The organism is Streptomyces sp. NPDC051286 (assembly GCF_044455345.1).
GTDB lineage: Bacteria > Actinomycetota > Actinomycetes > Streptomycetales > Streptomycetaceae > Streptomyces.
On record NZ_JBITER010000005.1, the window covers coordinates 43,013 to 64,226 of the forward strand.

The 21,214-nt window shown below is 69.9% G+C and carries 18 protein-coding genes and 1 pseudogene; 5 read left to right on the plus strand and 14 right to left on the minus strand.

Annotation, left to right across the window (positions count from 1 at the left end; translation table 11 throughout):
- Nucleotides 1–269 precede the first annotated feature (269 nt).
- Entirely contained in the window at nt 270–842 is a 573-nt protein-coding gene (locus tag ACIBB8_RS07390) for a MarR family winged helix-turn-helix transcriptional regulator (RefSeq protein WP_376662989.1), read from the plus strand.
- Nucleotides 843–866: 24 nt separating this feature from the next.
- On the opposite strand, the gene ACIBB8_RS07395 is transcribed toward ACIBB8_RS07390, so the two are convergent.
- Both ACIBB8_RS07395 and ACIBB8_RS07400 read right to left on the minus strand, forming a co-directional pair.
- Entirely contained in the window at nt 867–1,598 is a 732-nt protein-coding gene (locus ACIBB8_RS07395) for a gamma-glutamyl-gamma-aminobutyrate hydrolase family protein (protein WP_398949698.1), read from the minus strand.
- Nucleotides 1,583–3,073: an aldehyde dehydrogenase gene (locus tag ACIBB8_RS07400; RefSeq protein WP_398949463.1), complete on the minus strand. Its 1,491-nt coding sequence runs from the start codon at nt 3,071–3,073 to the stop codon at nt 1,583–1,585. Before ACIBB8_RS07400 ends, ACIBB8_RS07395 begins: the two co-directional genes overlap by 16 nt.
- A 169-nt stretch (nt 3,074–3,242) precedes the next feature.
- Between ACIBB8_RS07400 and ACIBB8_RS07405 the strand changes: the two genes are divergently transcribed.
- Nucleotides 3,243–3,953, plus strand: coding sequence for a type 1 glutamine amidotransferase (locus ACIBB8_RS07405; RefSeq protein ID WP_398949464.1), 711 nt, complete (start codon nt 3,243–3,245; stop codon nt 3,951–3,953).
- A 330-nt stretch (nt 3,954–4,283) separates the two neighbouring features.
- Here the strand turns inward: ACIBB8_RS07405 and ACIBB8_RS07410 are convergent, their stop codons facing one another.
- From ACIBB8_RS07410 to ACIBB8_RS07445, 8 genes are all read right to left on the minus strand, one after another.
- Nucleotides 4,284–5,741: an APC family permease gene (locus tag ACIBB8_RS07410; RefSeq protein WP_398949466.1), complete on the minus strand. Its 1,458-nt coding sequence runs from the start codon at nt 5,739–5,741 to the stop codon at nt 4,284–4,286.
- A gap of 298 nt (nt 5,742–6,039) precedes the next feature.
- The gene (locus ACIBB8_RS07415; RefSeq protein WP_398949467.1) at nt 6,040–6,678 is read right to left on the minus strand and encodes a TetR/AcrR family transcriptional regulator; all 639 of its coding nucleotides are present in this window, start codon (nt 6,676–6,678) and stop codon (nt 6,040–6,042) included.
- A gap of 144 nt (nt 6,679–6,822) precedes the next feature.
- The gene (locus ACIBB8_RS07420; protein ID WP_398949468.1) at nt 6,823–7,668 is read right to left on the minus strand and encodes a fumarylacetoacetate hydrolase family protein; all 846 of its coding nucleotides are present in this window, start codon (nt 7,666–7,668) and stop codon (nt 6,823–6,825) included.
- 11 nt (nt 7,669–7,679) lie between these two features.
- Nucleotides 7,680–8,615 carry a 3,4-dihydroxyphenylacetate 2,3-dioxygenase gene (locus ACIBB8_RS07425; protein WP_398949469.1) on the minus strand — a complete coding sequence of 312 codons (936 nt, stop codon included), beginning with the start codon at nt 8,613–8,615 and terminating at the stop codon, nt 7,680–7,682.
- Nucleotides 8,608–10,080 carry an aldehyde dehydrogenase gene (locus tag ACIBB8_RS07430; RefSeq protein ID WP_398949470.1) on the minus strand — a complete coding sequence of 491 codons (1,473 nt, stop codon included), beginning with the start codon at nt 10,078–10,080 and terminating at the stop codon, nt 8,608–8,610. The genes ACIBB8_RS07425 and ACIBB8_RS07430 overlap by 8 nt, the downstream gene beginning before the upstream one ends.
- A 197-nt stretch (nt 10,081–10,277) precedes the next feature.
- A complete protein-coding gene (locus ACIBB8_RS07435) occupies nt 10,278–11,084 on the minus strand; it encodes an acetoacetate decarboxylase family protein (protein ID WP_398949471.1) in 807 nt (268 codons plus the stop codon).
- Nucleotides 11,085–11,096: 12 nt separating this feature from the next.
- Nucleotides 11,097–12,317 carry an NAD(P)/FAD-dependent oxidoreductase gene (locus ACIBB8_RS07440; protein ID WP_398949472.1) on the minus strand — a complete coding sequence of 407 codons (1,221 nt, stop codon included), beginning with the start codon at nt 12,315–12,317 and terminating at the stop codon, nt 11,097–11,099.
- 1 nt (nt 12,318) lies between these two features.
- Nucleotides 12,319–12,507: a ferredoxin gene (locus ACIBB8_RS07445; RefSeq protein WP_277329056.1), complete on the minus strand. Its 189-nt coding sequence runs from the start codon at nt 12,505–12,507 to the stop codon at nt 12,319–12,321.
- A gap of 354 nt (nt 12,508–12,861) precedes the next feature.
- Between ACIBB8_RS07445 and ACIBB8_RS07450 the strand changes: the two genes are divergently transcribed.
- The 3 genes from ACIBB8_RS07450 (at nt 12,862) to ACIBB8_RS07460 (ending at nt 16,782) form a co-directional block, all read left to right on the plus strand.
- Complete coding sequence (locus tag ACIBB8_RS07450; protein WP_398949473.1) at nt 12,862–14,220, plus strand: glutamine synthetase family protein; 1,359 nt, start codon at nt 12,862–12,864, stop codon at nt 14,218–14,220.
- A 29-nt stretch (nt 14,221–14,249) separates the two neighbouring features.
- The gene (locus ACIBB8_RS07455) at nt 14,250–15,518 is read left to right on the plus strand and encodes a cytochrome P450 (RefSeq protein WP_398949474.1); all 1,269 of its coding nucleotides are present in this window, start codon (nt 14,250–14,252) and stop codon (nt 15,516–15,518) included.
- 325 nt (nt 15,519–15,843) lie between these two features.
- The gene (locus ACIBB8_RS07460; RefSeq protein ID WP_398949475.1) at nt 15,844–16,782 is read left to right on the plus strand and encodes a hypothetical protein; all 939 of its coding nucleotides are present in this window, start codon (nt 15,844–15,846) and stop codon (nt 16,780–16,782) included.
- 85 nt (nt 16,783–16,867) lie between these two features.
- On the opposite strand, the pseudogene ACIBB8_RS07465 reads toward ACIBB8_RS07460, so the two are convergent.
- From ACIBB8_RS07465 to ACIBB8_RS07480, 4 genes and pseudogenes are all read right to left on the minus strand, one after another.
- Nucleotides 16,868–17,088 (minus strand): annotated as a pseudogene (locus ACIBB8_RS07465) (MerR family transcriptional regulator); the annotation flags it as partial.
- Nucleotides 17,089–17,337: 249 nt separating this feature from the next.
- Entirely contained in the window at nt 17,338–19,767 is a 2,430-nt protein-coding gene (locus tag ACIBB8_RS07470) for a GTPase-associated protein 1-related protein (RefSeq protein ID WP_398949700.1), read from the minus strand.
- A gap of 265 nt (nt 19,768–20,032) precedes the next feature.
- Nucleotides 20,033–20,218 (minus strand): DUF397 domain-containing protein, encoded by a 186-nt coding sequence (locus ACIBB8_RS07475; protein ID WP_398949476.1) that lies wholly within the window; start codon nt 20,216–20,218, stop codon nt 20,033–20,035.
- A complete protein-coding gene (locus ACIBB8_RS07480) occupies nt 20,215–21,069 on the minus strand; it encodes a Scr1 family TA system antitoxin-like transcriptional regulator (protein WP_398949477.1) in 855 nt (284 codons plus the stop codon). Before ACIBB8_RS07480 ends, ACIBB8_RS07475 begins: the two co-directional genes overlap by 4 nt.
- Between the last annotated feature and the right edge of the window lie 145 nt (nt 21,070–21,214).

Sequence of the window (21,214 nt, forward strand, 5' to 3'; positions counted from 1 at the left end):
CCGACCGCGGCGGATCCGGAGTTCTCGCCCGGCGGTTCGTGGAGTGGAACGGCCTCGCGCACGGCATCCAGCGGGTCGACGCCCGCCGCACGGCGGAGGGCGAACTGCTGAAGCAGCGCGTTCCCGTGGTGCGGCCGAAGCAGGGGAGTCCGCCCATGGTTTCGAGGCACATCATCAGCACATGCCCTGTCGCCCGGAACTCCGTACAATTTGATCCCGAACGATGCTGTCGATCCAACGCGCCGCAGTGGCGTCGAAGGGGTGTGCCCGTGCCCGGCCAACGATCCATCACCGAAGCCGAGAAGCTGGCAGGCGCGAAGCTGGGCGGCATTCCGGTCCGGCACGAGCAGATGGCCGTGGTGGCCAATATCTACCGCGCGGCCTCCGCGGTCCGGCAGCACCTGGAGAACTCGGTGCTGCGCGGGTCCGAGCTGACCTGGACGGCGTTCGTCGTGCTGTGGGTGGTGTGGATCTGGGGCGAGTCCGAGACACGGCACGTGGCGGAGGAAGCGGGCATCTCCAAGGGGACCCTCACCGGGGTTTCGCGCACTCTGGAGGCGCGGGGGCTGGTGCGGAGGTCCGGTCATCCCACCGACGGGAGGCTGGTGCTGCTCAGCCTCACCGACGAGGGCGAGGAGCTCATGCAACGGGTGTTTCCCCAGTTCAACGAGGAGGAGGCGTTTGTCACCGGGCGGCTCAGCGACGAGGAGTGCCGCAGTGTCGCGGAGGGGCTGCGCCGGGTCGTGCTCCAGGTGGAGGAGCAGGGCGAGGAGCGTCGCCTCGCCCTGCTGGACGGCGCCGAACCCGCGCCGCGCCGCAGCGGACGCCGCCCCAAGGCGTGAACCAAGGCTCGTGAACCATGGCTGTCAGCGGCGGCCGCGGGCGGCGCGGACGAGGGCGTCGAAGAGCCCTTGCTGGGCCGGGTCCTCGTGGGCGGTGTCCTCGGGGTGCCACTGCACGGCGGCGAACCAGCCGTGCAGGCCCGGGAGTTCGAGGGCTTCCACGGTCCCGTCGACGGCGCGGGCGGCGACCGTGAGGCCGACGCCGGTACGGTCCACCCGCTGGTGGTGGTAGCAAGAGGCCTCCACCTTCTCGGCTCCGGTGGCCTGCCCCAGAAGCGAGCCGCGCTGGATCGCCACCGGGTGCACGACGTGGCGGTGCTCGCGCTGCGGGCCGCCCATGTCCTGCTCCAGGGTGCCGCCCAGGGCGACGTTGACGACCTGCAGGCCGCGGCAGACCGCAAGCGTCGGCAGGCCCGCGTCCAGGGCTCGGCGGGCGACTTCCAGGTCGAAGCCGTCCTGTTCGTCGTCCACGTCGTAGACGCTGTCGTGGGCCTCGCCATCGCTGTAGCGGTGCGGGGCGAGGTCGCCGCCGCCGGGGAGCAGGACGCCGTCGAAGCGGGTGAGCCGGGCGGCCACTTCGGCGGGGTCGGCGGTGCCTCCGGGCGCGTGCGGGTGGATGGTCGCAGGTTCGCCGCCCGCTCGCCACACCGCGTCGACGAGCGCCCGGGCGTTGACCTCGGCGGCGTACCGCAGGGCGGAGGTGGACGCGGAGAAACGGGCCGGAATGGCGATGAGCGGTCTCACAGCTGGATCCAGGTGGTCTTGAGGTCGGTGTACTTCTCCAGGGCGTGCGCGGACTTGTCGCGGCCGTTGCCGGACTGCTTCATCCCGCCGAAGGGCACGGTCAGGTCGCCCTCCTCGTAGCAGTTGACCCAGACCGTCCCGGCCTTCAGGGCGCGGGAGACCCGGTGTGCGGTGGACAGGTCGGACGTCCACAGCCCGGCCGCGAGACCGTACTCGGTGGCGTTGGCGAGCGCGACGGCCTCGTCGAGGTCCTCGAAGGGGAGGACGGACAGCACCGGGCCGAAGATCTCCTCCCGGGCCAACCGCATGCCGGGGTCCACCCGGTCGAAGACGGTGGGCCGCAGGAAGCTGCCCCCGGACTCGGCCAGTGTGCGGTCACCGCCGGTCCGCAGCCGGGCGCCCTCGTGGAGGCCGGTCCCGATGTGGTCCAGTACGCGCTCCAGGTGTCCCTCGCCGACCAGCGCGCCCATCTCGGTGGCGGGGTCGAGGGGGTCACCGACTCGCAGTTTCCGTGCGCGCTCCACGATGGCCTCGGTGACGCGCTCGGCGACGGAGGAGTGGACGAGCAGTCGCGAGGGTGCCGTGCACATCTCGCCCTGGTTGAAGAAGATGCCCCAGGCGGCGGTGGCCGCGGCCTTCTCCAGGTCGGGGGCGTCCGGGAGGATGATGTTGGGCGACTTGCCGCCCAACTCCAGCCAGACACGCTTGAGATTGGAGTCGGCGGCGTAGCGCAGGAAGTGCCGTCCCACGGCGGTCGACCCCGTGAAGGCCAGGACGTCCACGTCGGGGTGCAGGCCGATCGCCCGCCCGGCGGTGGGGCCGTCGCCGGTGACGACGTTCAGGACGCCCGGCGGCAGCCCGGCCTCGGTTGCGAGGCGGCCCAACAGCAGGGCGGACAGCGGGGAGTTCTCGGAGGGCTTCAGTACGACGGTGCAGCCGGCCGCGAGTGCGGGCGCGACCTTCCAGGAGGCGAGCGTCAGGGGGAAGTTCCACGGCACCACCGCGCCGACGACGCCCGCCGGCTCCCGGGTGACGAGCGCGAGCGCGTCCGGGGCGGTGCGGGGGGACTCGTCGGTCATCTTGTCGGCCAACTGTCCGTACCAGCGGAAGGTATGGATCGCGGCTCGCAGCTCGATGGCATACGCGTCCGTGATGGGCTTGCCCATCTCCAGACTGATCGTGAGCGCGAGCTGGTCACGCTGCTCCTCCAGCAGATCGGCGATCCGCAGCAGCGCCCGGCCGCGGTCGGCGGGCGCCAGGCGCGGCCAGGGACCGGAGTCGAAGGCCCGGCGGGCGGCGGCCACGGCCGCGTCCACCTCCGCGTGGCCTCCGTCGGCGACCTGGGTCAGCACCTGGCCGTTGCGTGGAGATACGACGGTGTAGCTCCCACCGCCGCCGGGTTCGTCGGCGCCGTCGATGTGGTGGACCCCGGACAGGTCCAGCTCCTCGGCTCGGCGCAGCCACTCCTCATGGGTGACATCCGGCATGGGTGGCCTCCAGGTCGCATCCAATACATTTGGGCTCAAACGATATGTCGGTGAACGGCCCCTCGCAAGGGTTTCCGGGAGGCGGGTTCTGCGTATCATTTGGACCCATACGACTGGCCTCGTCGGGTTGATCCGGCGGGTCCATGGACAGAGGAAGGGAGCGCCCATCGTGCGCGCACTCGTCATCAAGCACGACCATGTGACGGAGCCCGGGCGAGTCGGGGACCGCCTCGTCGAGCGCGGATACGAACTCACCACGGTGACGGTCGTGCCCGAGTCCCGCCATCACGCGCCGAATGTGGAGTTCGACTTCCCCGACGCCGATGGCTGGGACCTGATCGTGTCCCTCGGTGCCCCCTGGTCGGTCTACGACGACGTGGCCATCGGCAGCTGGATCGGCGGCGAGCTCGCGCTGCTGCGCAAGGCCCACCACCTCGATATCCCGGTCCTCGGCGTCTGCTTCGGTGCCCAGGCGCTCGCCACCGCCCTCGGCGGCTCGGTGGAAGCCTCCCCGCGGCCCGAGATCGGATGGACGGAGATCGAGACCGAGGTCCCCGATCTGGTGCCGCCGGGGCCGTGGTTCCAGTGGCACTACGACCGCTGCGTCCTGCCGCCCGGCGCCGTGGCGCTGGCCCGCAACACCGTGTGCACGCAGGCTTTCCGGGCGGGGCGAGCGCTGGGCGTGCAGTTCCACCCTGAGGTCACCACGGCGATGGTCCGGGGGTGGGTCGACCTCGGCGGCGCGGAGCAGTGCGTACGGCACGGAGTCGACCCGGACGAACTGCTCGTACGCAGCCGCGCCATGGAATCCGTCGCCCGCACCCATGCCCGCCACCTCGTCGACGGCTTCCTGGACCGGGTGGCCCACTCCGCCGGCTGAGACCGACCGGCAGTAGGGGAGTGGGGGAAGGAGCGGTGGCTGGCACGTACAGCTGCAAGGCGGAGGATTGAGGCATGGCGGAGCCATGGTGATTGACGACAACGCCGCAGATGTGCGTGCCAGCCACCGCGACGCCGCTCCCCTACTGCCGGTCGGTCTGATGTGGGCGTGCCGATGCGCGTCGTACGGGACCGGGCAGCACCAGCGCGGTGACCTCGTCGATCAGCACCTTCCGGTGTGGTGGGTGAGGATGTCGGCCGTTCAGGGGCGACACCCCTGCGGCGCGCGCCCGGGGCCGTTCGGCGGGAGCGCGCCGCAGGGGAGGGACGATCAGGCGGTCACAGCCGCCTTGCCGCGCACCACCCGTGCCGCCACGGCGCCCAGGACCAGGACCACCGGGACGCTGAGCGCGAGCCAGGTGGCCGTGCCGGGGTCACCGCCGATGAGCGTCGTGAAGTTGGCGAGGATCAGCCAGATGGCGCCCGCGAGGCCGAGCGCGCCGAGGGCCGGGGCGATCAGGGTGTTCCAGGGGCGGGTGTCGAGGCGCTCGCGCCGGAAGAAGACGATCACCGAGACCGAGGTCAGGAAATACAGGAGCATCATCCCGAGGACGGCCACTCCGCTGAACCAGGAGAAGAGCGTCAGCACGGGGTCCTTGCCCAGCAGCGCGAACGGGGCGACCAGCACCAGCGCGATCGCGGTCTGTACGCTGCCGGCCGCCCAGGGGGAACGGCGCTGGTTGAGCGCACACAGTTTGCGGGGCAGCAGCCCCTCACGGCTGAGCGAGAACAGGTAGCGGTTGGCCGAGTTGTGGAAGGCGAGGATGCCCGCGAAGAGCGAGGTCGCGAGCAGGACCGGCAGTACGTGGTAAGTCCATCCGCCGAACTGGTCGGCGACGGGATTGAAGACGAACGCCGTGGCGTCGCCGCTCTCCAGTGCCTTTCCGGCGGCTGCGGTGGCGTGCGAAGCGCCGTACGAGGAGATGAGCATCCAGGAGGTGAAGGCGAAGAAGCCGGTGACGACGGCGACCGACAGGTAGGTGGCCCGGGGGACGGTCTTGCGCGGTTCGCGCGCCTCCTCGCCGTAGATCGCGGTGGCCTCGAAGCCGAACATCGATGCCACGGCGAACATCATTGCCACTCCGGGAGCCCCCTGCAGGGCAGCTGTCGGCGAGAAGCTCTGGGTGAAGCCGAGCCCTTCGGGCCCGCCGCCCTTGAACAAGGTGACCAGCGCGAAGACGAGCAGGATGCTGAACTCCGCCAGGACGAAGACCGCGAGGACCTTGGCGCCCATCTCGATGCCGGCGGCGCCGAGCGCCTGGACGACCACCATCGTGGCCAACGCCCAGACCCACCACGGCGTGTCCAGGCCCGCGTAGTGCGAGACCAGGCCGCTCACCAGCTCCCCGTACAGCCCGTACATGGCGGCCTGGATGGTGCAGTAGGCGAACAGGGCCACGCCCGCGCTGCCGGATCCGGCGGTCCGGCCCAGGCCCTTGCCGATGTACGTGTAGAAGGCGCCCGTGTCCACGACATGGCGGCCCATGGCGACGAAGCCGACCGAGAACAGCAGGATCATCAGACCGGCGACGACGTACGCGGCAGGTACGCCCGCTCCATTGCCGAGGCCGACGGAGATCGGGGCGGCTCCGGCGATGCCGGTCAGCGGGGCCTGCGCGGAGAGGACGAAGAAGAGGATGCCCAGGACGCCGAGGGCGTTGGGCTTGAGCTTGCCTGAGGTGGGCGCGTCCTGCACGGTCTGTTGCCTTGCGACCGTTTGACTGTCCACTCGGATCACCTGCCGGGGAATGAGGAGGGGGTAGTTTGTTTCAGGCCAAACGAGTTGCCTCATCCTGGGCGTGAACTATCCGTTTGGCAAGAGGTTGAAGAGGATTCCCGCCGCGCTGCCGACTCCTCACGGCGCCGAAATCGAAGCGGCATCGGCGAGGCGAGGCGAGAGAGCCCCTGAATCGCACCGCTCCTCACGCATGGTGCTCGCCTGGTCGCGTACGGCGATGGCTCCGGTGCGGAATCAAACGAGGCCCTGGACGCCGAGCGTCCAGGGCCTCGCGAGGTGCCGGTGGTGGTCAGAGGTCCCCTTCGGCACTCCCGTCGGTGTCGAGCAGCCGCAGGAGAGCCCTCAGCTCCTCCAGGGCGGCGTCGGTGACCGCCGGCTCGTCGAACACGAGCTGGTGCAGGACGAGGCCGTCCAGAGCGGCGAAGACCAACCGCATCAGCGCCGGGTTCGCACCGCCCGGCAGTATGCGGGTGAGCTCGCGCTGGGTGGCCGCGAAGTACTCGTCGTACAGCGCACGCAGCGGTGGCAGCAGCTCGGGCCGGCGGCGGGATTCGAGGAGCAGCTCGTACTGGAACACCTGGATGTCCGGATCAGCGGTGACCATCTCCGACAACTCGGTCGAGAAGTCCGCCACCTTGCCGGTGCCGGGCTCCAGCGCGCTGGTGTTCAGGCTGGTGCGCACGGCGTGGGTGAGCGCCTCCTCGATGAGGGCGTCACGCGAGCCGAAGTGGTGGACGACCAGGCCGTGGGTGACCCCGGCCTCCTCCGCGACCGCGCGGTAGGTGAGTTTGCGCAGACCGCCGCGGGCCACCACCCGCACGGCGGCGGCGAGCAGGGCTTCGCGGCCCGCTCCGTAGTTCACCCGCTTGCGGGGCTTGGCTCGCTTGCCTTCGCCCTCGTCTTCGGTGGTCTCGGCGGATTCGGTCATGTCGGGGACCCTACCTGCCGGTTGTGGATGGGGGTGCACGCGTGGGCAAGGGCCCGGGCGCGCGGTGAAGAGCTGTCCGTACGGGCGCGCCGCACCGCGCGACCTCTCGCGTCAGGCCCGGTGCGGCGCACTCGTGCGGCGCTGTCAGCGCTTGGGCGGGCGGACGCCGCGGAACTCCCAGTCGCCGCCGAGCGCGGTGGACAGCACTTCCTCGGACTCGGTGGGCTGGGCGCCGACGTCGGTGCGGATGGCGGTGGGTCCGGTGACGATGTGGTTGGTGAGCCGGCCGAGGCCCTCGACTTCGACCTCGACGACGTCGCCAGGCTGTACGGGGCGGGAGTTGGCCGGGGTGCCGGACAGCAGGACGTCGCCGGGGTGGAGGGTGATGGTGCGGGCGATGTCGGCGACGAGGTAGTGCATGTCCCACTCCATCTCGTCGGTCGAGCCGTCCTGGACGACCTCACCGTTGACGTAGGTGCGCAGGTACTTGCCGTGGAAGTCCCAGTCGGTGACGAGACCCGGTCCGAGGGGGCAGAGGGTGTCGGAGCCCTTGACGCGGAGCATGGAGCCGGCGTCGGTGTCGCGGAAGTCGTGCAGGCCGTAGTCGTTGGCGACGGTGTAGCCCGCGATGTAGTCGCCCGCCTGGGCCGGGGAGATGTTGCGTGCCGTCCTGCCGATGACGATGGCGACCTCGCCCTCGTAGTTGAGCCATTTGCAGCTCTCGGGGCGGACGACGGCGCCCTTGTGGGAGTTGAGGGCGGAGGTCGGCTTGTGGAAGTAGGTCGGGGTCGGGGTGAGGTCGATCTGGAACTCGTCGACGCGGCTGCGGTGGTTGAGGTGGACGGCGACAACCTTCGACGGCACGACCGGCGGCAGGTGCCGGGCGTCGTCGATCTTGACGCGGCGGCCGTCGCCGGCGACGAGTTCGTCTCCGTCACGGAGGGTCTCGACGGCGGCTCCGTCGAGGAGGATACGGCGGTACTCGGGCATGGCGGGCCTTTCTAGGAGCGGCTGTGCGGGGTGCGCGGGGAGGGGGATACGGGCAGGCCGGTGCCGGTCCAGCCGTCGGCGGGGCGATCGAACCAGAGGTGGACCTGGCCGGTGCCGATGGAGTTCTCGTACGCGCCGTACTGGCGGCCCTTGGCCGTGCACGCGCCCTCACCGAGCGCGCCGGCCATCATCAGGTAGTGGAAGAACTTCGCCTCGGGCTTGTACTTCCAGAACTCGTCCATGGTGTCGAGGACCTTGTCGTGGCGGCCCTCCTTGAACCAGGCGATGCGCTCGCGGTCGGCCTCGCGGGCCTCGGCAGTGAAGACGTGGGCGGGATCGCTCGCCTCGTGGTCACGCAGTTCGCGCAGCGGCCAGAAGGTATGAGAGAGCGCGCCGGAGGCGATGAGGAGGACCCGGCGGCCGGGCGTGGCCGCGATGCCGTCGGCCAGTGCCCGGCCCAGCCGCAGGTGGTCTTCCATATCGCCGGTCTGGCAGACCCCGATGGTCACCCACTTCTTGTCGGGCAGGCCCTCGCCGAGGAACTTCCAGAGGTTGATGGTGGCGTAGTAGATCGGCAGGTAGTCGTCGTCGATCGCGGTGATCCAGGTGCCGTGCTTGTCGGCGAACTTCCCTATGTTCCTGGCGAGTTCGGGGTCGCCGGGGAAGTCGTACGGCATCCGGCACATGCCGCGCGGCAGTTCCTCGGAGGTGAAGAGCCCGGCGCGGCGCTGCTGGGCGGTGACGACGAACTCGACCGTGGTGGCCCAGTGTGAGTCGAGGACGACCACCGTGTCGTAGGTGTCGCGCTCGAAGACTTCGCGGCGCAGCTGGTGCAGGCCGGTGACGAGGGTGATCTCCTTGCCCTCGTTGAGGGCGAGCCGGTCGGCCTCCGGCAGCACGATGGTGGGGACATGGGCGAGCAGGCCCGCCCCGACGATCTCACCCATGGTTCTGCCATCCCTTGGGGGCGGTGACGGTGTTCTTGAGGTCGCAGTAGAAGTCGAAGCTCCAGGTGCCGCCCTCGCGGCCGACTCCGGACTGGCGGGAGCCGCCGAACGGCGCCTGCAGATCTCGTACGAAGAAGCAGTTGACCCAGACCGTGCCCGCGACGAGCTGCGCAGTGACGCGCTCGGCGCGCTCGTGATCGCCGGTGGCAAGGGTCGCGGCGAGACCGAAGCGGGTGTCGTTGGCCAGCGTGACCGCCTCCTGCTCGGTGACGAAGGTCTGGAGGGTCAGGACCGGGCCGAAGACCTCCTCCTGGACGACCTCGCTGTCTTGGGCGACGTCGGTGAGCAGGGTCGGTCGGTAGTAGAGGCCGCCGAGGTCTGTGTTGGGTGCACCGCCGATGACCGCGCGTGCGCCGGCCGCCAGCGCCCGCTGCACGAAGCCGTCGATCTTCTCCAGCTGGCGGGGGTGGATGTTGGGGCCGAGGTCGGTGGACTCGTCGCGTGGGTCGCCCTGCTTGAGGGTGGCGGCCTTCTGCGCGAACCGCTTGGTGAACTCGTCGGCGATCGACTCCTCGACGAGGATGCGGGTCGCGGCCAGGCAGACCTGTCCGGCGTTGTCGTACTGCTCCACGGCGAGGTCGACCGCGAGGTCGAGGTCGGCGTCGGCGAAGACCAACAGGGGTGACTTGCCGCCGAGTTCGAAGCTGGTGGGCACGAGGTTCGCGGCGGAGGCCGCGCCGATGGCCTTGGCGGTCGGTACGGAACCGGTGAAGCTGATCCGGCGTACATCGGGATGGGAGACGAGCGCGTTGCCCGCCTCGGCGCCGTAGCCCTGTACGACGTTGAGCACACCGGCCGGCAGGCCCGCCTCGGCGGCGATGTCCGCGAGGAGCGATGCCGTGAGCGGGGTCCACTCGGCGGGCTTGAGGATCACCGTGTTCCCGGCGGCGAGCGCGGGGGCGATCTTCCAGGTGGCCAGCATCAGTGGGGCGTTCCACGGGGTGATCAGCACGCAGGGGCCGGCCGGGTCCCAGCTGACGTGGTTGGTGTGGCCGCGTGTCTCGAATTCCTCGTGCTCCAGCTTCAGCAGCCAGTCGGCGAAGAAGCGGAAGTTGTGCGCCACGCGCGGCATGACACCGCGGCGGTGCGAGCGCAGCAGAGCCGCGTTGTCGTGGGTCTCGACGATCGCCAGGTCCTCGATGCGCTTGTCGACACCGTCGGCGATGGCGTGCAGGATGCGGGCCCGCTCGGCGCGCGCCGTGGCGGCCCAGCCGGGGAAGGCGGCCTTCGCGGCGGCGACAGCGGCTGCGGCCTCCGTCGCGGTGCCCCGGGAGATCTCGCCGAGGGTGCTGCCGTCGATGGGCGAGACATCGGTGAAGGTCTCGGACGAGGCGATGCGCTCGCCGCCGATCCAGTGCCGGGTGTCGACGGCGACCCCGGCCACGGTGAGGGTGTGTTCGGTCATGTCCGGTCTCCAAGTGGTCTGGGGCATAGAGGGGTTACGGCCTCCCCCGCGATAGGGGGTGGATCAGCGAGCGGCGTCGTGCGGCTTCGATGGCAAGGCAGAGGAGGGAGTCGACGCGGAGCGTCGGTGACTGACGACAACACGGCAAGCGGAGTCGCAGGGCGTCGGGAGCCCGCTCCCTGTCGCGGGGGAGGCCGTTACTCGGCTTCCGAGGTGCCGGACTCCAGCAGCGTGCCGCCGTCCCAGACGACACCGACCTGGCGGTAGTACGCGGCGATCGGTTCCCGGATCTCCAGGCGGGCCAGTTCCTCGGTGGGGGCCTCGAACAGTTCGAGATCGGCGTCGCCGGTCCAGGGCTGCCCGGCCTCGAAGGACGCCGCGCCGGTCTCGATCAGCTCGTCGAGCGCGAGCCCCTTGCCCTTCTCGATGGAGGGCAGCCAGCGGTGGTGGGCCATCGGATGACCGTTGACGAAGCCGTTGGTCCCGGACGGCTCCCGCAGGGTGACCACGGCCTGGGCGAGCCGCCGGTCGGCCGCGGCGAGCGTGGCGCCGAAACGGGCGCCCGCCTCGATCCGCGGGGCAGGCCCGTACGGGTGCGGGCGCGTCTGGTGGATGGAGCCGAGCTTCTTCGGGTAGCCCTGGTGCAGTCCGCGGGCTATCGCGAAGTCCTTGTCGACCCAGATGTACACGCAGCGGGAGTACGTCCGTCCCTTGTAGGAGCAGCGGACGACCGCGAAGGCCTCCTTGTACTGGGAGAGCACCGGGTCGAGCAGCTCCTGCCCGCCGGTCGAGCAGGACTGCCAGTCGGCCCAGATCAGCGCGACGGCACCCGGGTCCTCCTCCGCCAACTCCAGGGGTTCTGGAAGCAGTTCGCGCACGCGGGCGGGATCGGTGCGGTACTCGACGGTGAGCAGGTCGCCGGAGTAGCGCCAGGGCGGCGAGGGGATCAGCGACGAGTCGCCGGTCGCCGTCTTGGGATGGAAGTAACCACGGACACTGGCCATGACAGATGTTCCTTACGAGGTGAGGGCAGGCTGCTTGAGCAGCTGGGCGCGGTAGCGGGCGGCGCCGGTGGTGGCGGCATGGCCGCCGAGGGCGACGACGCCGACCAGGTGGCCGTCGGCGTGGTAGCCGACCAGGACATCGCCGTCCGGGTCGCCGTCGAGTACCCGGACATCGCCGATGCCGAGCAGCGGGGCACCGAAGGACTGCAGCCTGAACTCGTGCTGGTCGCTCCAGAAGGTGGGAAGCGGCGCGAAGGGGCCCGCCTCGGCGTCGGCTCCGGTGAGATGGGCGACGAGGCTCTTCGCGGCGTGCTTGGCGGTGTCGCCGGGGATCGACCAGTGCTCGACGCGGCGGGGGACGCCGTCGTAGCGGGCGTTGGGGAAGCGGGCGACATCGCCGACCGCGACGACGTACGGGAGACCGCCGACGCGCAGCTGCTCGTCCGTCAGCACACCGTCGCTCAGGTCCAGGCCGTTGCCGTCGAGCCACTCGGTGTTGGCGACCGAGCCGACGGACTCCACGACGACGTCGGCCGCAAGGACCGTCCCGTCGCTCAGGACGACTCCGGTGACCCGGTCCTCGCCCTCGAAGCCCAAGACGCCGGTGCCGAGTGCGAAGCGCACCCCGCGCTCCTCGTGCCGCTTGTGCAGTGCGCGTGCCAGCAGTTCGCCCAGCGGGCGCAGCATCGGCAGCGGTTCGGGGTCGACGACGGTCACCTCGGTGACGCCGAGGCCGACGGCGGTCGCGGCGACCTCGCAGCCGATGAAACCGGCGCCGACCACGACCACGCGTACGCCGGGCCGGGTCAGTTCGTCCCGCAGCCCCTGGGCGTCGGCGAGCGTGCGTACCGTATGGCGGCCGCTGGCAGGTCCGCAGGGGCCGTCGCAGCGCAGCCGTCGAGGCCGCATGCCGGTGGCCACGACCAGGCCGTCGAAGGCCAGTTCCGTGCCGTCGTCCAGGACGACGACGCGCTCGGCGAGCCGGGTGGCGGTGACGGAGGTGCCGAGCCGCCACTCCACGTCGGCGGCGCTCGCCCGCGGGGTGAAGGCGAGGGACTCGAAGGGCGCCTTGCCGGCGAGTACCTCCTTGGAGAGCGGGGGCCGGTTGTACGGCATGTGGGGCTCGTCCCCGATGACCGTGATCGCTCCGGTCCAGCCGGCTGCGCGCAGCTGCTCGGCCGCGCGCAGGCCGGCCATGGAGGCGCCGACCACGACGACGCGTTCCGTGGTCATGTCAGTCCTCGATCCGGATGGCCTGCAGCGGACAGACGTCCGCGGCTTCCTCGACCTCGTCGCGCAGCGCGTCGTCCGGGTCGGAGACGTAGGCCAGGCGCCCGTTGTCGTCGAGCTGGAAGACGTCGGGGGCCGCGAAGACGCACTGGCCGTGGTCCTGGCATTTGTTCATGTCGACGACGACCTTCATGGCCGGTCCTCCTGGAGGTGAGGGGCATCGGGGCGCAGATGGCGGGGGAGGAGGGCCCGGCCCGCGGCCGGGCCCTCGGCCAAAGGGGTCCGAAGAACCCCCTACTCGTTTGGCTTCAAACAAGATAGGAAGGAGTCGGACCCTGGTCAACACCTATCCGGATGGATAAATTCTTTGGTCCAGGCCCTTGCGGGAAGGTGACAGCGGTCCATACCGTTCGATGCCAAACGACGAGCTCGGGCGCCGCCCCCGTTTCTGGTCCCCAGCCCAGCGCCCCCGCCAGGCCGTCACCGGACCGGCAGGACATCGGGCCGTCGGCCATCACGCCCGTTCACATCCGCCGAGGAGACATCGGTGAGCGCTCAAGACACCCCAGAAGTCCGCCGGCACATGGATCGGCTCGCCGCCGACGGCATCGATGTGGTCCGGGTGACCTACCCCGACCTCATCGGCACCGACCGTGCCCGCGACGTCCTCCTGGACCACCTGCCCTCGGCCTGCGAACACGGACTCGCCTTCTGTCGTGCCGTGTACCACACCAGTCCTCAGGGCGACGTCGTCGCCGTGCCGGGCGGACTGGATGCCGGGCTGCCGGACATCGCCGTACGCCCCGACCTGGACGCGGTCCACGTCCTCCCGTGGGAGCCCGGCGTCGCCTGGTGCCTCGGCGACACCACCGACCCCGCCACCGGCGCACCCAGCCCCGAGTCACCGCGCGACCTGCTGCGCGCTGTCCTGGCCCGGTGCGCGGAGGCCGGACTGCGCCCCGTCGTCGGCCCCGAGCTGGAGTACTTCCTGCTCGACGGGGACCCGGGAACGCCGAGTGGCTGGCGCCGCTACGCGCAGGCCACCACGGGTGTCATCTACACCGCCGGGCTGCGTGCCGATGCCGACAACCATCTGCTGCGCACACTGCGGCAGTTGCGTGACCTCGGAATCGGTGTCGTCACGGGGAACCACGAGTTCGACGCCGGGCAGTTCGAGATCAACCTGACGCACTCCGAGGCCATGGACGCCGCCGACCGCTCCTTCCTCTTCAAGTCGGCCGTCAAGGAACTGGCCCGTAAGGAGGGGAAGCTCGCGACCTTCATGGCCAAGCCCTTCAACGACGCGGGCGGCTCGGGCTTCCATCTGCACTTCTCGGGCGAGGACGCCCAGGGCCGCAATGTCTTCGACGACCCGTCCGGAGCCTTCGGGCTGTCGGACACCGGGCGCCACGCCATCGCCGGCATCCTGGCTCACGCCCCGGCCCTGGCTGCGCTGCTGAACCCGACCGTGAACTCGTACAAACGGTTCGGACCGGGCACCCTCGCTCCCTGGCTGATCGACTGGGGTCTGGACAACCGCAGCGCCATGGTCCGCATCCCGCCCGAGCGCGGTTCCGGCGCCCGTCTGGAGGTGCGGCTCGGCGACGCCAGCGCCAACCCGTATCTGGCGATCGCCGCCCTCTCCGCCGCCGTACTGCTCGGCGTACGGGAAGGCCAGGAGCCGCCGGCCCCGCTGGAGGGCTACGGCTACGACCCGAAGAAGTCCCAGATGCTGCCGATGAGCCTGCCCGCCGCGCTCGACGCGCTGGAGGCCGACGAGGCCCTCATCGAGATCCTCGGCAAGGACTTCACCGACTCCTTCCTCGCCTACAAGCGTGACGAACTCGACCGCTTCAACCGCCATGTCACTGACTGGGAGTTCACCGAGTACTCCTACCACCTCTGATCGATCCGCACCGCCCACAGGAGCACCGCATGCCGAACCCCTTCGACCCCATGCCCCTCGACGAGGTCGACCTCGCCGACAACGACAATTTCCTGGACGGCGTCACCCCATGGCGCATGTTCCACACCCTGCGCCACGAGGACCCCGTGCACTGGCAGCCCGAGGAGGCCCCCAACTCCGGCTTCTGGGCCGTCACCCGGCACGAGGACATCGCCAGGGTCGACCGCGACGCCGAGACCTTCACCTCGACGAAGTTCGTCAACCTCGAGGAAGTCGACGAGGACCAGATCAGGAAGCGCGCCTCGATCCTGGAACTGGACGGCGTCCGCCACCGCGCGATGCGCAGCCTCCTGCAGCGCCAGTTCGGCCAGGGGGTCATCAACCAGTACACCGATTTCCTGCGCGGCCTGACGGCCAAGACCCTTGACACAGCCCTGGCCAAGGGCACCTTCGACTTCGTCGCCGACGTCTCCGCGGACTTCCCCATCAACGTCCTGGCCCGCCTCCTGGACGTACCGCCGGAGGACAACCAGCAGCTCATCGACTGGGGCAACCGGATCATCGGCAACACCGACCCCGACTACGCCGACGTCCTCCTGCACAGCGCGGAGAGCGAGAAGTACCGCGACCTTCCCTTCCGCTCGCCCGCATCCATCGAGGTCTTCGAGTACGGCCGCGAACTTGCCCGCCAGCGCCGCGGCGGCACCGGCACCGATCTGGTCTCCAAACTCGTCAACGAGACCCCGCGCGACGGCGTCCCGCTGTCCGAGCAGGACTTCGACAACTACTTCCTGCTCCTGGTGGTAGCCGGCAACGAGACCACCCGGCACACCATCTCGCACTCCATGCTCGCGCTGATCCAGCACCCCGAGCAACTGGCCAGGCTCCAGGCCGATCCCTCTCTGATCCCGAACGCGGTCGAGGAGTTCCTGCGCTGGGCATCGCCCGTCTACCACTTCCGTCGCACCGCGACCCGCGACGTCGAACTCGGCGGCAAGCAGGTCAAGGAGGGCGACAAGGTCGTCATGTGGTACGCCTCCGGCAACCGCGACGAGAAGGTCTTCGGCAACCCCTACGACTTCGACGTCACCCGCACCGACAACGACCACGTCACCTTTGGCAAGGGCAGCCCCCACCTGTGCCTGGGCAACCTCCTCGCCCGCACCGAGATCCGCATCATGTTCGAGGAGCTCATCCCGCGCCTCGCCGACATCCGCCTGGCGGGTGACGTGCCACGTGTCCGCTCCAACTTCGTCAACGGCATCAAGAAGCTCCCGGTCGAGGTCACCCTCGCCTGACGGTTCACCGGAGTGACGGGCGGGCCGCACGGCCCGCCCGCCACACCGCCGAAACTCCGGGACGACGGCCTCCCGGAGCCGGCCTCCGCGAACGCTTCCCCCGGGACAACTTCAGGCAGCAGACTCACCATCACGGCCTCGTCTTGATCAGTGCACCTTGGCCGGAGCACATGATCAGGCAAAGGCCGCCTCGGCGTCCGGAGAATGCCCGAGGGCCGGTAACGGCCTGGTGCACGATAGAGAGTGGATCAGGCCGTAAGGTAGCGGTCTTCGGGCGGCTCAGCTCCCGGAGTCCCAGAGGCGACTGTCAATGAACCTCCGCCCCATGACTGCTCGTTCCGATACCGCGATACACCACGTGTGGAGGCTCCCCGTTGCCGATGCCGTGCGGGGGCACCGAGCCCTCTGGTGGAGCGTCGGGCCCGCCGGGCAGCTTGCGGTCCTGTTGGTCCACCGGCGCTACCTTGATCGCAACCGTTACCCCAAGGGGTGGATCGGGCAGAGGCCGGACATCCCGTTCACCGGTGAATTGATCACCCTCACAGCGCACGAGGAACGGCGCACCCCTGTGAAGGACATTCGGATTCGGCCCAGCCACCTGGCCCTTCTCCCGGATTCCCGATTCCTTCTGGTCAGCGGCCGTACGTTCCGGAACGAGACCGAGGGCCCCTGGGAACCCAACGCTGTGGTGTTCTCCCCGTCAGGTACACCTGAGGCCGAGTTCTGCGTCGGTGATGACATTCCCGCCCTGACCACCGACGTTCACGGAGGCATCTGGACGGCTTACGGCGACGAGGGCATCTACGGCGGCCACCCCGAGTCAGGAGCGGGCCTGGCGGGCTGGGACACCCAGGGCCAGACCTCCTGGGCTCCCGAGGGCCGGCTGCCCGACCACCCACTGGAAGGCTGCACCGCCGCGACCGAGAACGAACAGGTGTGGCTCGTCTGGTACTCCGGCAGCAGCAGAGGCGGCACCTTCCTGACACGGATCACTCCGTCCACCGGCGACGTCGCCAGCTACCGCAGCCCCGTCCCCGACCCGGACGGATTCGCGGTCCGCGGCAACCGGGCAGTACTCACCCGCCGAGACCACAACAAGCGGTCCGTCGAACTCGTACGTGCCGAGCTCAACGGCACCACCTGGGCAGTAACCAGCCGCCGTCGGCTGCGGATGCCCGGTCGAGTCGTCCTGCGCTGCGGCCAAGGCCGCGACGGTTTCCTCTGGCTCCGCGCAGGCAACACCTGGCTGCGCATAGAAGCATGAACACCCCGACAACATCTCAGCCGGTCTCCACTTCGATGGCAGGTGGTCCAGGTCCGACGTCACAGAACACCGGAGGTTAAGACATGTCGACCTGCTCGGCCAGGATCCGGCCGATCTCGGGAAGTCCTACACCCAGCGCCCGAAGTACGAGAATCTGCTGCAGCCGCAGCAGTTGGCGCTCCTCGTAGTAGCGGTGGCCATTGGCCCCGATCCGGGCAGGCGGCAGCAGGCCGATCTCGTCGTAGTGCCGCAGGGTCCGGGCGTCACGCCCGACATCCGAGCAACCTGCGCGATTGGCCAGTCCATCGCCGCCTCCCTCACAAACACGTCACAGGGCCGGTCTCTCCGGTCCTGTGACGGTAGAAGCTGCCGCAACGACAACTTCAACCCCCGGAACCCAGGCTCACCCGATTCTTGGCATCGCGACCGTAAGGACGACGCCCACGGCGGACCCAAATGGAGGCCGACTGCTGTCGGAACTCAGGTTCTGGCACACACATTCCGTTTGAGCCGTGAGGCGCTGTTGGGTGCCCTGACTCCTGCGCCGGATTCGATCTAGACACTCTCATCCTTGCGCCGCACCCGCGCGGTCAGCCGGCTTCCCAGTCGTCTGCCGAATGTGGTCGGCCGGTTCCACTCCCGGAACGCCTCTGCCGTACGGCTGCTTCCCGTGTACTCGACGGCCTTCTCCACCGCCGTCACCTCGCTGCTGGAGAGCCCTCGCACCACCGGACGCAGCACCTCCTCCAGCAGCGCGGCCCGGGTATCGCTCCATGCCCGGCCCGCGTGCGGGTGGGCGCTCCAGACGGTGAAGCAGTCGGCCACGTACGCCGGGTCGGAGCGCAGCCGGGCCAGGATGTCGCCGTGGCGGGCTGCCCGGCCGTAGGCGGCGATCAGGTCCGCGTCGTCGCTGTGCACAAACGCGTACAGCTCCGCGTCGGGCCGGTCCCGCGCGAGCAGACGGTGGGCAAGAGCTCCGTAGGCGTGCTCCAGCACAGTGGGCTCGACCGGTTCGGCGCGGGAACGCAGAGCCTTTGCACGGTCGGGCCAGCCGGGCGCCGACTCACCGGACCTGACGTCGCGGGCGAAGTCCAGGAGTTGCAGCGCACCGCGGACCCGGGTGCCGATCTCCTGAGGGAAGCAGCGCAGCAGATCGTGGGCGAGTTCCGCCGCCTCCTCGTCGTCGGAGGGGGCGTGGAGTGCCGCGTCGACGAGGTGGGACCACGTACCGGCCGTCCGGTGCGAGTCCGAGCCGGACTCGCCGAGCAGAAGCCTGGCCTCGCCCGCCGTCGGGGTGGCGTCGCCCCAGATCAGCGCGACGGCGGTGCGCAGGACCAGCGGCTCAGCGAACGGCGAGAACCCGGCGGCGCGCAGCACCGTGTGCAGCGCCATGATGCGGTCGGAGCCCTGCTCCTTCGCGCGGGGCGCCTCGGCGCACATCCGCAGATGCGGCAGTGCCTGCGCGCCGGTGAAGGGGAGGGCGACGCGAGTGAGGAGTTCCTCGACGGCGGAAGGGGCGCCCAGGGCGAGTTGATCGAGTTCGCCGAGGAGAGCCGTGCGGACGTCGAACTGTTCGTCCAGGAGGTCGAGCAGTACGGGGACACTGTCCGGCTCCGGAGATGCGAGCAGCGTCCGGGCCATGTGCCGGGCGACAGAGGGGAGGCGGTCGGTGAGGTCCATGTCGAGCAGCCGGGCGATCCGGAGCAGCTGCACCAGGCGCCCGATGGACTCCCCGCTGGTGGACTCCGTTGCCTCCGGGGTGAGTTCGGCGAGCAGCTCCGGGCCGAGTCCGTCAGCCAGCTGCTTCACGGCGGCGGGTTCGGCGAACGCCGAGCGCGGCGGGAGTGCCAGCGCGGCGTCGTTGCGCCGTACCGCCTCCGTCACCAGCAGTGCGGCGAGCGGCGCCGTGGTGGTGGCAGGGGCACGTCCTTCGAGTGCTGCCAGCAGCCGGGCCACGGACGCCGATTCGGAGGCGCTGCGGTCGTCGGCCGGTGCCGTGAGCGCGGTGGTCAGTCGGTGCATCTGCTGTTCGTTCAGCGCGTACGGACGCTCGCCGGCCCAATCGGCTGCTGCGGCACGTCCGTTCCGGCCGAGTGCGATGCCTGCGTGCAGTGCGGTGAAGGCGAGTGGTCCGGCGGCGAAGGGTTCGCCCGGCAGCGCGGCCGCTGCCTGGAAAAGTTCCGGTGCGCGGCTGCGCCAGACCCGGGCGACGGTCTCCGCCCAGGTGTCGGCCACCGGACCCTCCGGAACGCGGCCGGCACACAGATGCACACGAAAGCCCAGGTCGGTCAGCTCGTGTGCGTCGTCCGGCAGTACGCCGATGACCTGGTGCGGGGAGTGCGCCGGGCGGCGGGTGTACGTGGTGAACGTCAGCCGCTGGGCGTGCTCCGGCGGGAGTACGGCTCCGGCCAGCGCGATCCACCGGGCCACGTCCGCGCTCTGCCGCTCCACGAGGACGAGCTGCGCCGACGACGGTTTCTCGCTCACCCGGCGCAGATCGGCGAAGACCGTCGCGAGCCAGGGGCTGCGGGAGACCGCGAAGTCATTGAGCGCCTCCTGCCCGAAGGCGGCGGAGGCGGGCAGGGCGGATATGCGGTCCGGTGTGCCGCTGTCCGGCGTGGTCGAAGCCCAGCTCGGCGACCGCCACGCTGTGATCGGCAGCGCGTCGCCGGGCAGGCGCGTGCCGGCCGGAAGATGCACCGCGTGCGTGTGGAAGTGACCGGCGCCGGAACCCCCGAGCGCCACGGTGCGACTCAGCAGATGGCTGCCGTCGGAGAGCTCGCTGAAGCTGAACGTCTCGGGAAACGAACGGAGTTCGATGTTCGTGGGGTGATAGGGCGCCCCGGCCGGAGGCTCGTAGCCGAGCAGCTTCTCCGCCTCGGTCAGCACTGGAGTGGGGATGCCGCCACCGACCGCGGTGAACCGTGCGCCGACCCCGTCGTCCCCCGCAGAGGCAGAGGTGTAGTGCAACTGCGCGAGGCTCATGCGTCGGCCCTCTTCGTCCTTGCCGCGTACGTCCCCCTGCCTCAGCACGCCTCGCCCTCGTCGGCCGTCCGTCGTGGACCGGCCGTACGGGCGCGGCGACGACCCCGGCGGGGAGCGGTCCGCAATCGCGGGAGCGACGCTATCAAGGTGGGCCGCTCCCGCAGGCACGCTGCCGAAACGTGATCCGGGCAACGGTCACGGGAGCGTTCAGTCCGGCGGTGTCCTCCGTGTCGTTCGGACGGGCACCCTCAACTCCGGTACGTGATCAGCGCTGGACGGCGTACGCGACGAAGCCGGTCCAGGCGGCGGGGGAGAGGGCGAGCTGGGGGCCGTCTTCGATCTTGGAGTCCCGGACGTGGACGGTGTCGGGGCAGGTGGCGACCTCTACGCAGTCGTCTCCGGATCCGCTGCTGTAACTGCTCTTGAACCAGGCCAGGTCTGTGGTACTCATACCGCTCCTCGCGTCCGCTCCAACAGACTCGTGGACTCTTTCAGGGAGAGAGCCTGTGAACGCATCCTGGCATATCGCATCTGGAGCGTGCTGACGACGGCAGGATCGGAGTGGAGGTGACCACTCTCCTGCCCTTCGGAGTAGGCGAACCACTTGTGATCCGGGGTCTCCAACAGTCGGATGGGGCCGTGCAGGCCGGCGTGGTGCTCCTGCATCTGAGGCATGATCTGCAACTCGATATTGCGCCGCCGGGCCAGTCCGACAATGTGGTCGATGAGTTCCCGGGTGACCTCGACTCCGCCTGTGTGCCGTCGGAACAGGTGTTCTTCGAGGATGAAGCTGTAAGCGGTGTTGGGGCGTTCCGTCAGCAGAGCCTGCCGTTCGGCGCGGGCCGTCATCCGAGCCTCGATCTGTTCGTCACCCAACGGCGGAAGCTGGTCCCTGAACAGCGCTCTTGCGTATGCCTCGGTCTGCAGCAGACCGGGAATCAACCGGCATTCGTACGTGTACAGAATGGCTGCGTCCGCCTCAAGCTGCGCCCAATGGCGGAACCACTTTGCCAGCCCCCGCCGCCGCGACAAGTGCTTCGCCGCAGCCCTGATCACGCCGAACGCGTCCAGCACGTCCTCCGCCCGGTCCACGAACGCGGGCGGTGGGAACCGGCGTCCCTGTTCGATCGAGGCGACTGTCGGCACCGAGTACTGCACCCTCGGGGCGAACTCCTCCTGCGTGAGCTGCGCCCGCTTGCGGAAGACCTTGACCACCTCGCCGAACGCCTTCAGGGTGTCCGAGGGCTCCGGCTCCCCGTCCGCGCCCGTGGTGCCGCCTGTGCCACCCGCGCCGTCCGTCATGTCCGGCCACCTCCCGTGCCCGCCCGTACCGGTCCGCAACGCGCCCATGGTCACGGACTGTTACGCGTACTGTCCACACTCCGTACCCGTACGCTGACTCAGCGTACGGGTTTCTGGCCTGGTGGGACCGTCCTCCCGGCCGTCA

Bases quoted from the DNA above. Each gene is read 5' to 3' on its own strand.
- ACIBB8_RS07440 (WP_398949472.1), bottom strand. From the start codon at position 12,317: ATGACCACGGAACGCGTCGTCGTGGTCGGCGCCTCCATGGCCGGCCTG.
- ACIBB8_RS07435 (WP_398949471.1), bottom strand. From the start codon at position 11,084: ATGGCCAGTGTCCGTGGTTACTTCCATCCCAAGACGGCGACCGGCGAC.
- ACIBB8_RS07415 (WP_398949467.1), bottom strand. From the start codon at position 6,678: ATGACCGAATCCGCCGAGACCACCGAAGACGAGGGCGAAGGCAAGCGA.
- ACIBB8_RS07470 (WP_398949700.1), bottom strand. From the start codon at position 19,767: ATGAGCCTCGCGCAGTTGCACTACACCTCTGCCTCTGCGGGGGACGAC.
- ACIBB8_RS07420 (WP_398949468.1), bottom strand. From the start codon at position 7,668: ATGCCCGAGTACCGCCGTATCCTCCTCGACGGAGCCGCCGTCGAGACC.
- ACIBB8_RS07430 (WP_398949470.1), bottom strand. From the start codon at position 10,080: ATGACCGAACACACCCTCACCGTGGCCGGGGTCGCCGTCGACACCCGG.
- ACIBB8_RS07480 (WP_398949477.1), bottom strand. From the start codon at position 21,069: ATGACGGACGGCGCGGGTGGCACAGGCGGCACCACGGGCGCGGACGGG.
- ACIBB8_RS07455 (WP_398949474.1), top strand. From the start codon at position 14,250: ATGCCGAACCCCTTCGACCCCATGCCCCTCGACGAGGTCGACCTCGCC.
- ACIBB8_RS07445 (WP_277329056.1), bottom strand. From the start codon at position 12,507: ATGAAGGTCGTCGTCGACATGAACAAATGCCAGGACCACGGCCAGTGC.
- ACIBB8_RS07460 (WP_398949475.1), top strand. From the start codon at position 15,844: ATGACTGCTCGTTCCGATACCGCGATACACCACGTGTGGAGGCTCCCC.
- ACIBB8_RS07425 (WP_398949469.1), bottom strand. From the start codon at position 8,615: ATGGGTGAGATCGTCGGGGCGGGCCTGCTCGCCCATGTCCCCACCATC.
- ACIBB8_RS07475 (WP_398949476.1), bottom strand. From the start codon at position 20,218: ATGAGTACCACAGACCTGGCCTGGTTCAAGAGCAGTTACAGCAGCGGA.
- ACIBB8_RS07400 (WP_398949463.1), bottom strand. From the start codon at position 3,073: ATGCCGGATGTCACCCATGAGGAGTGGCTGCGCCGAGCCGAGGAGCTG.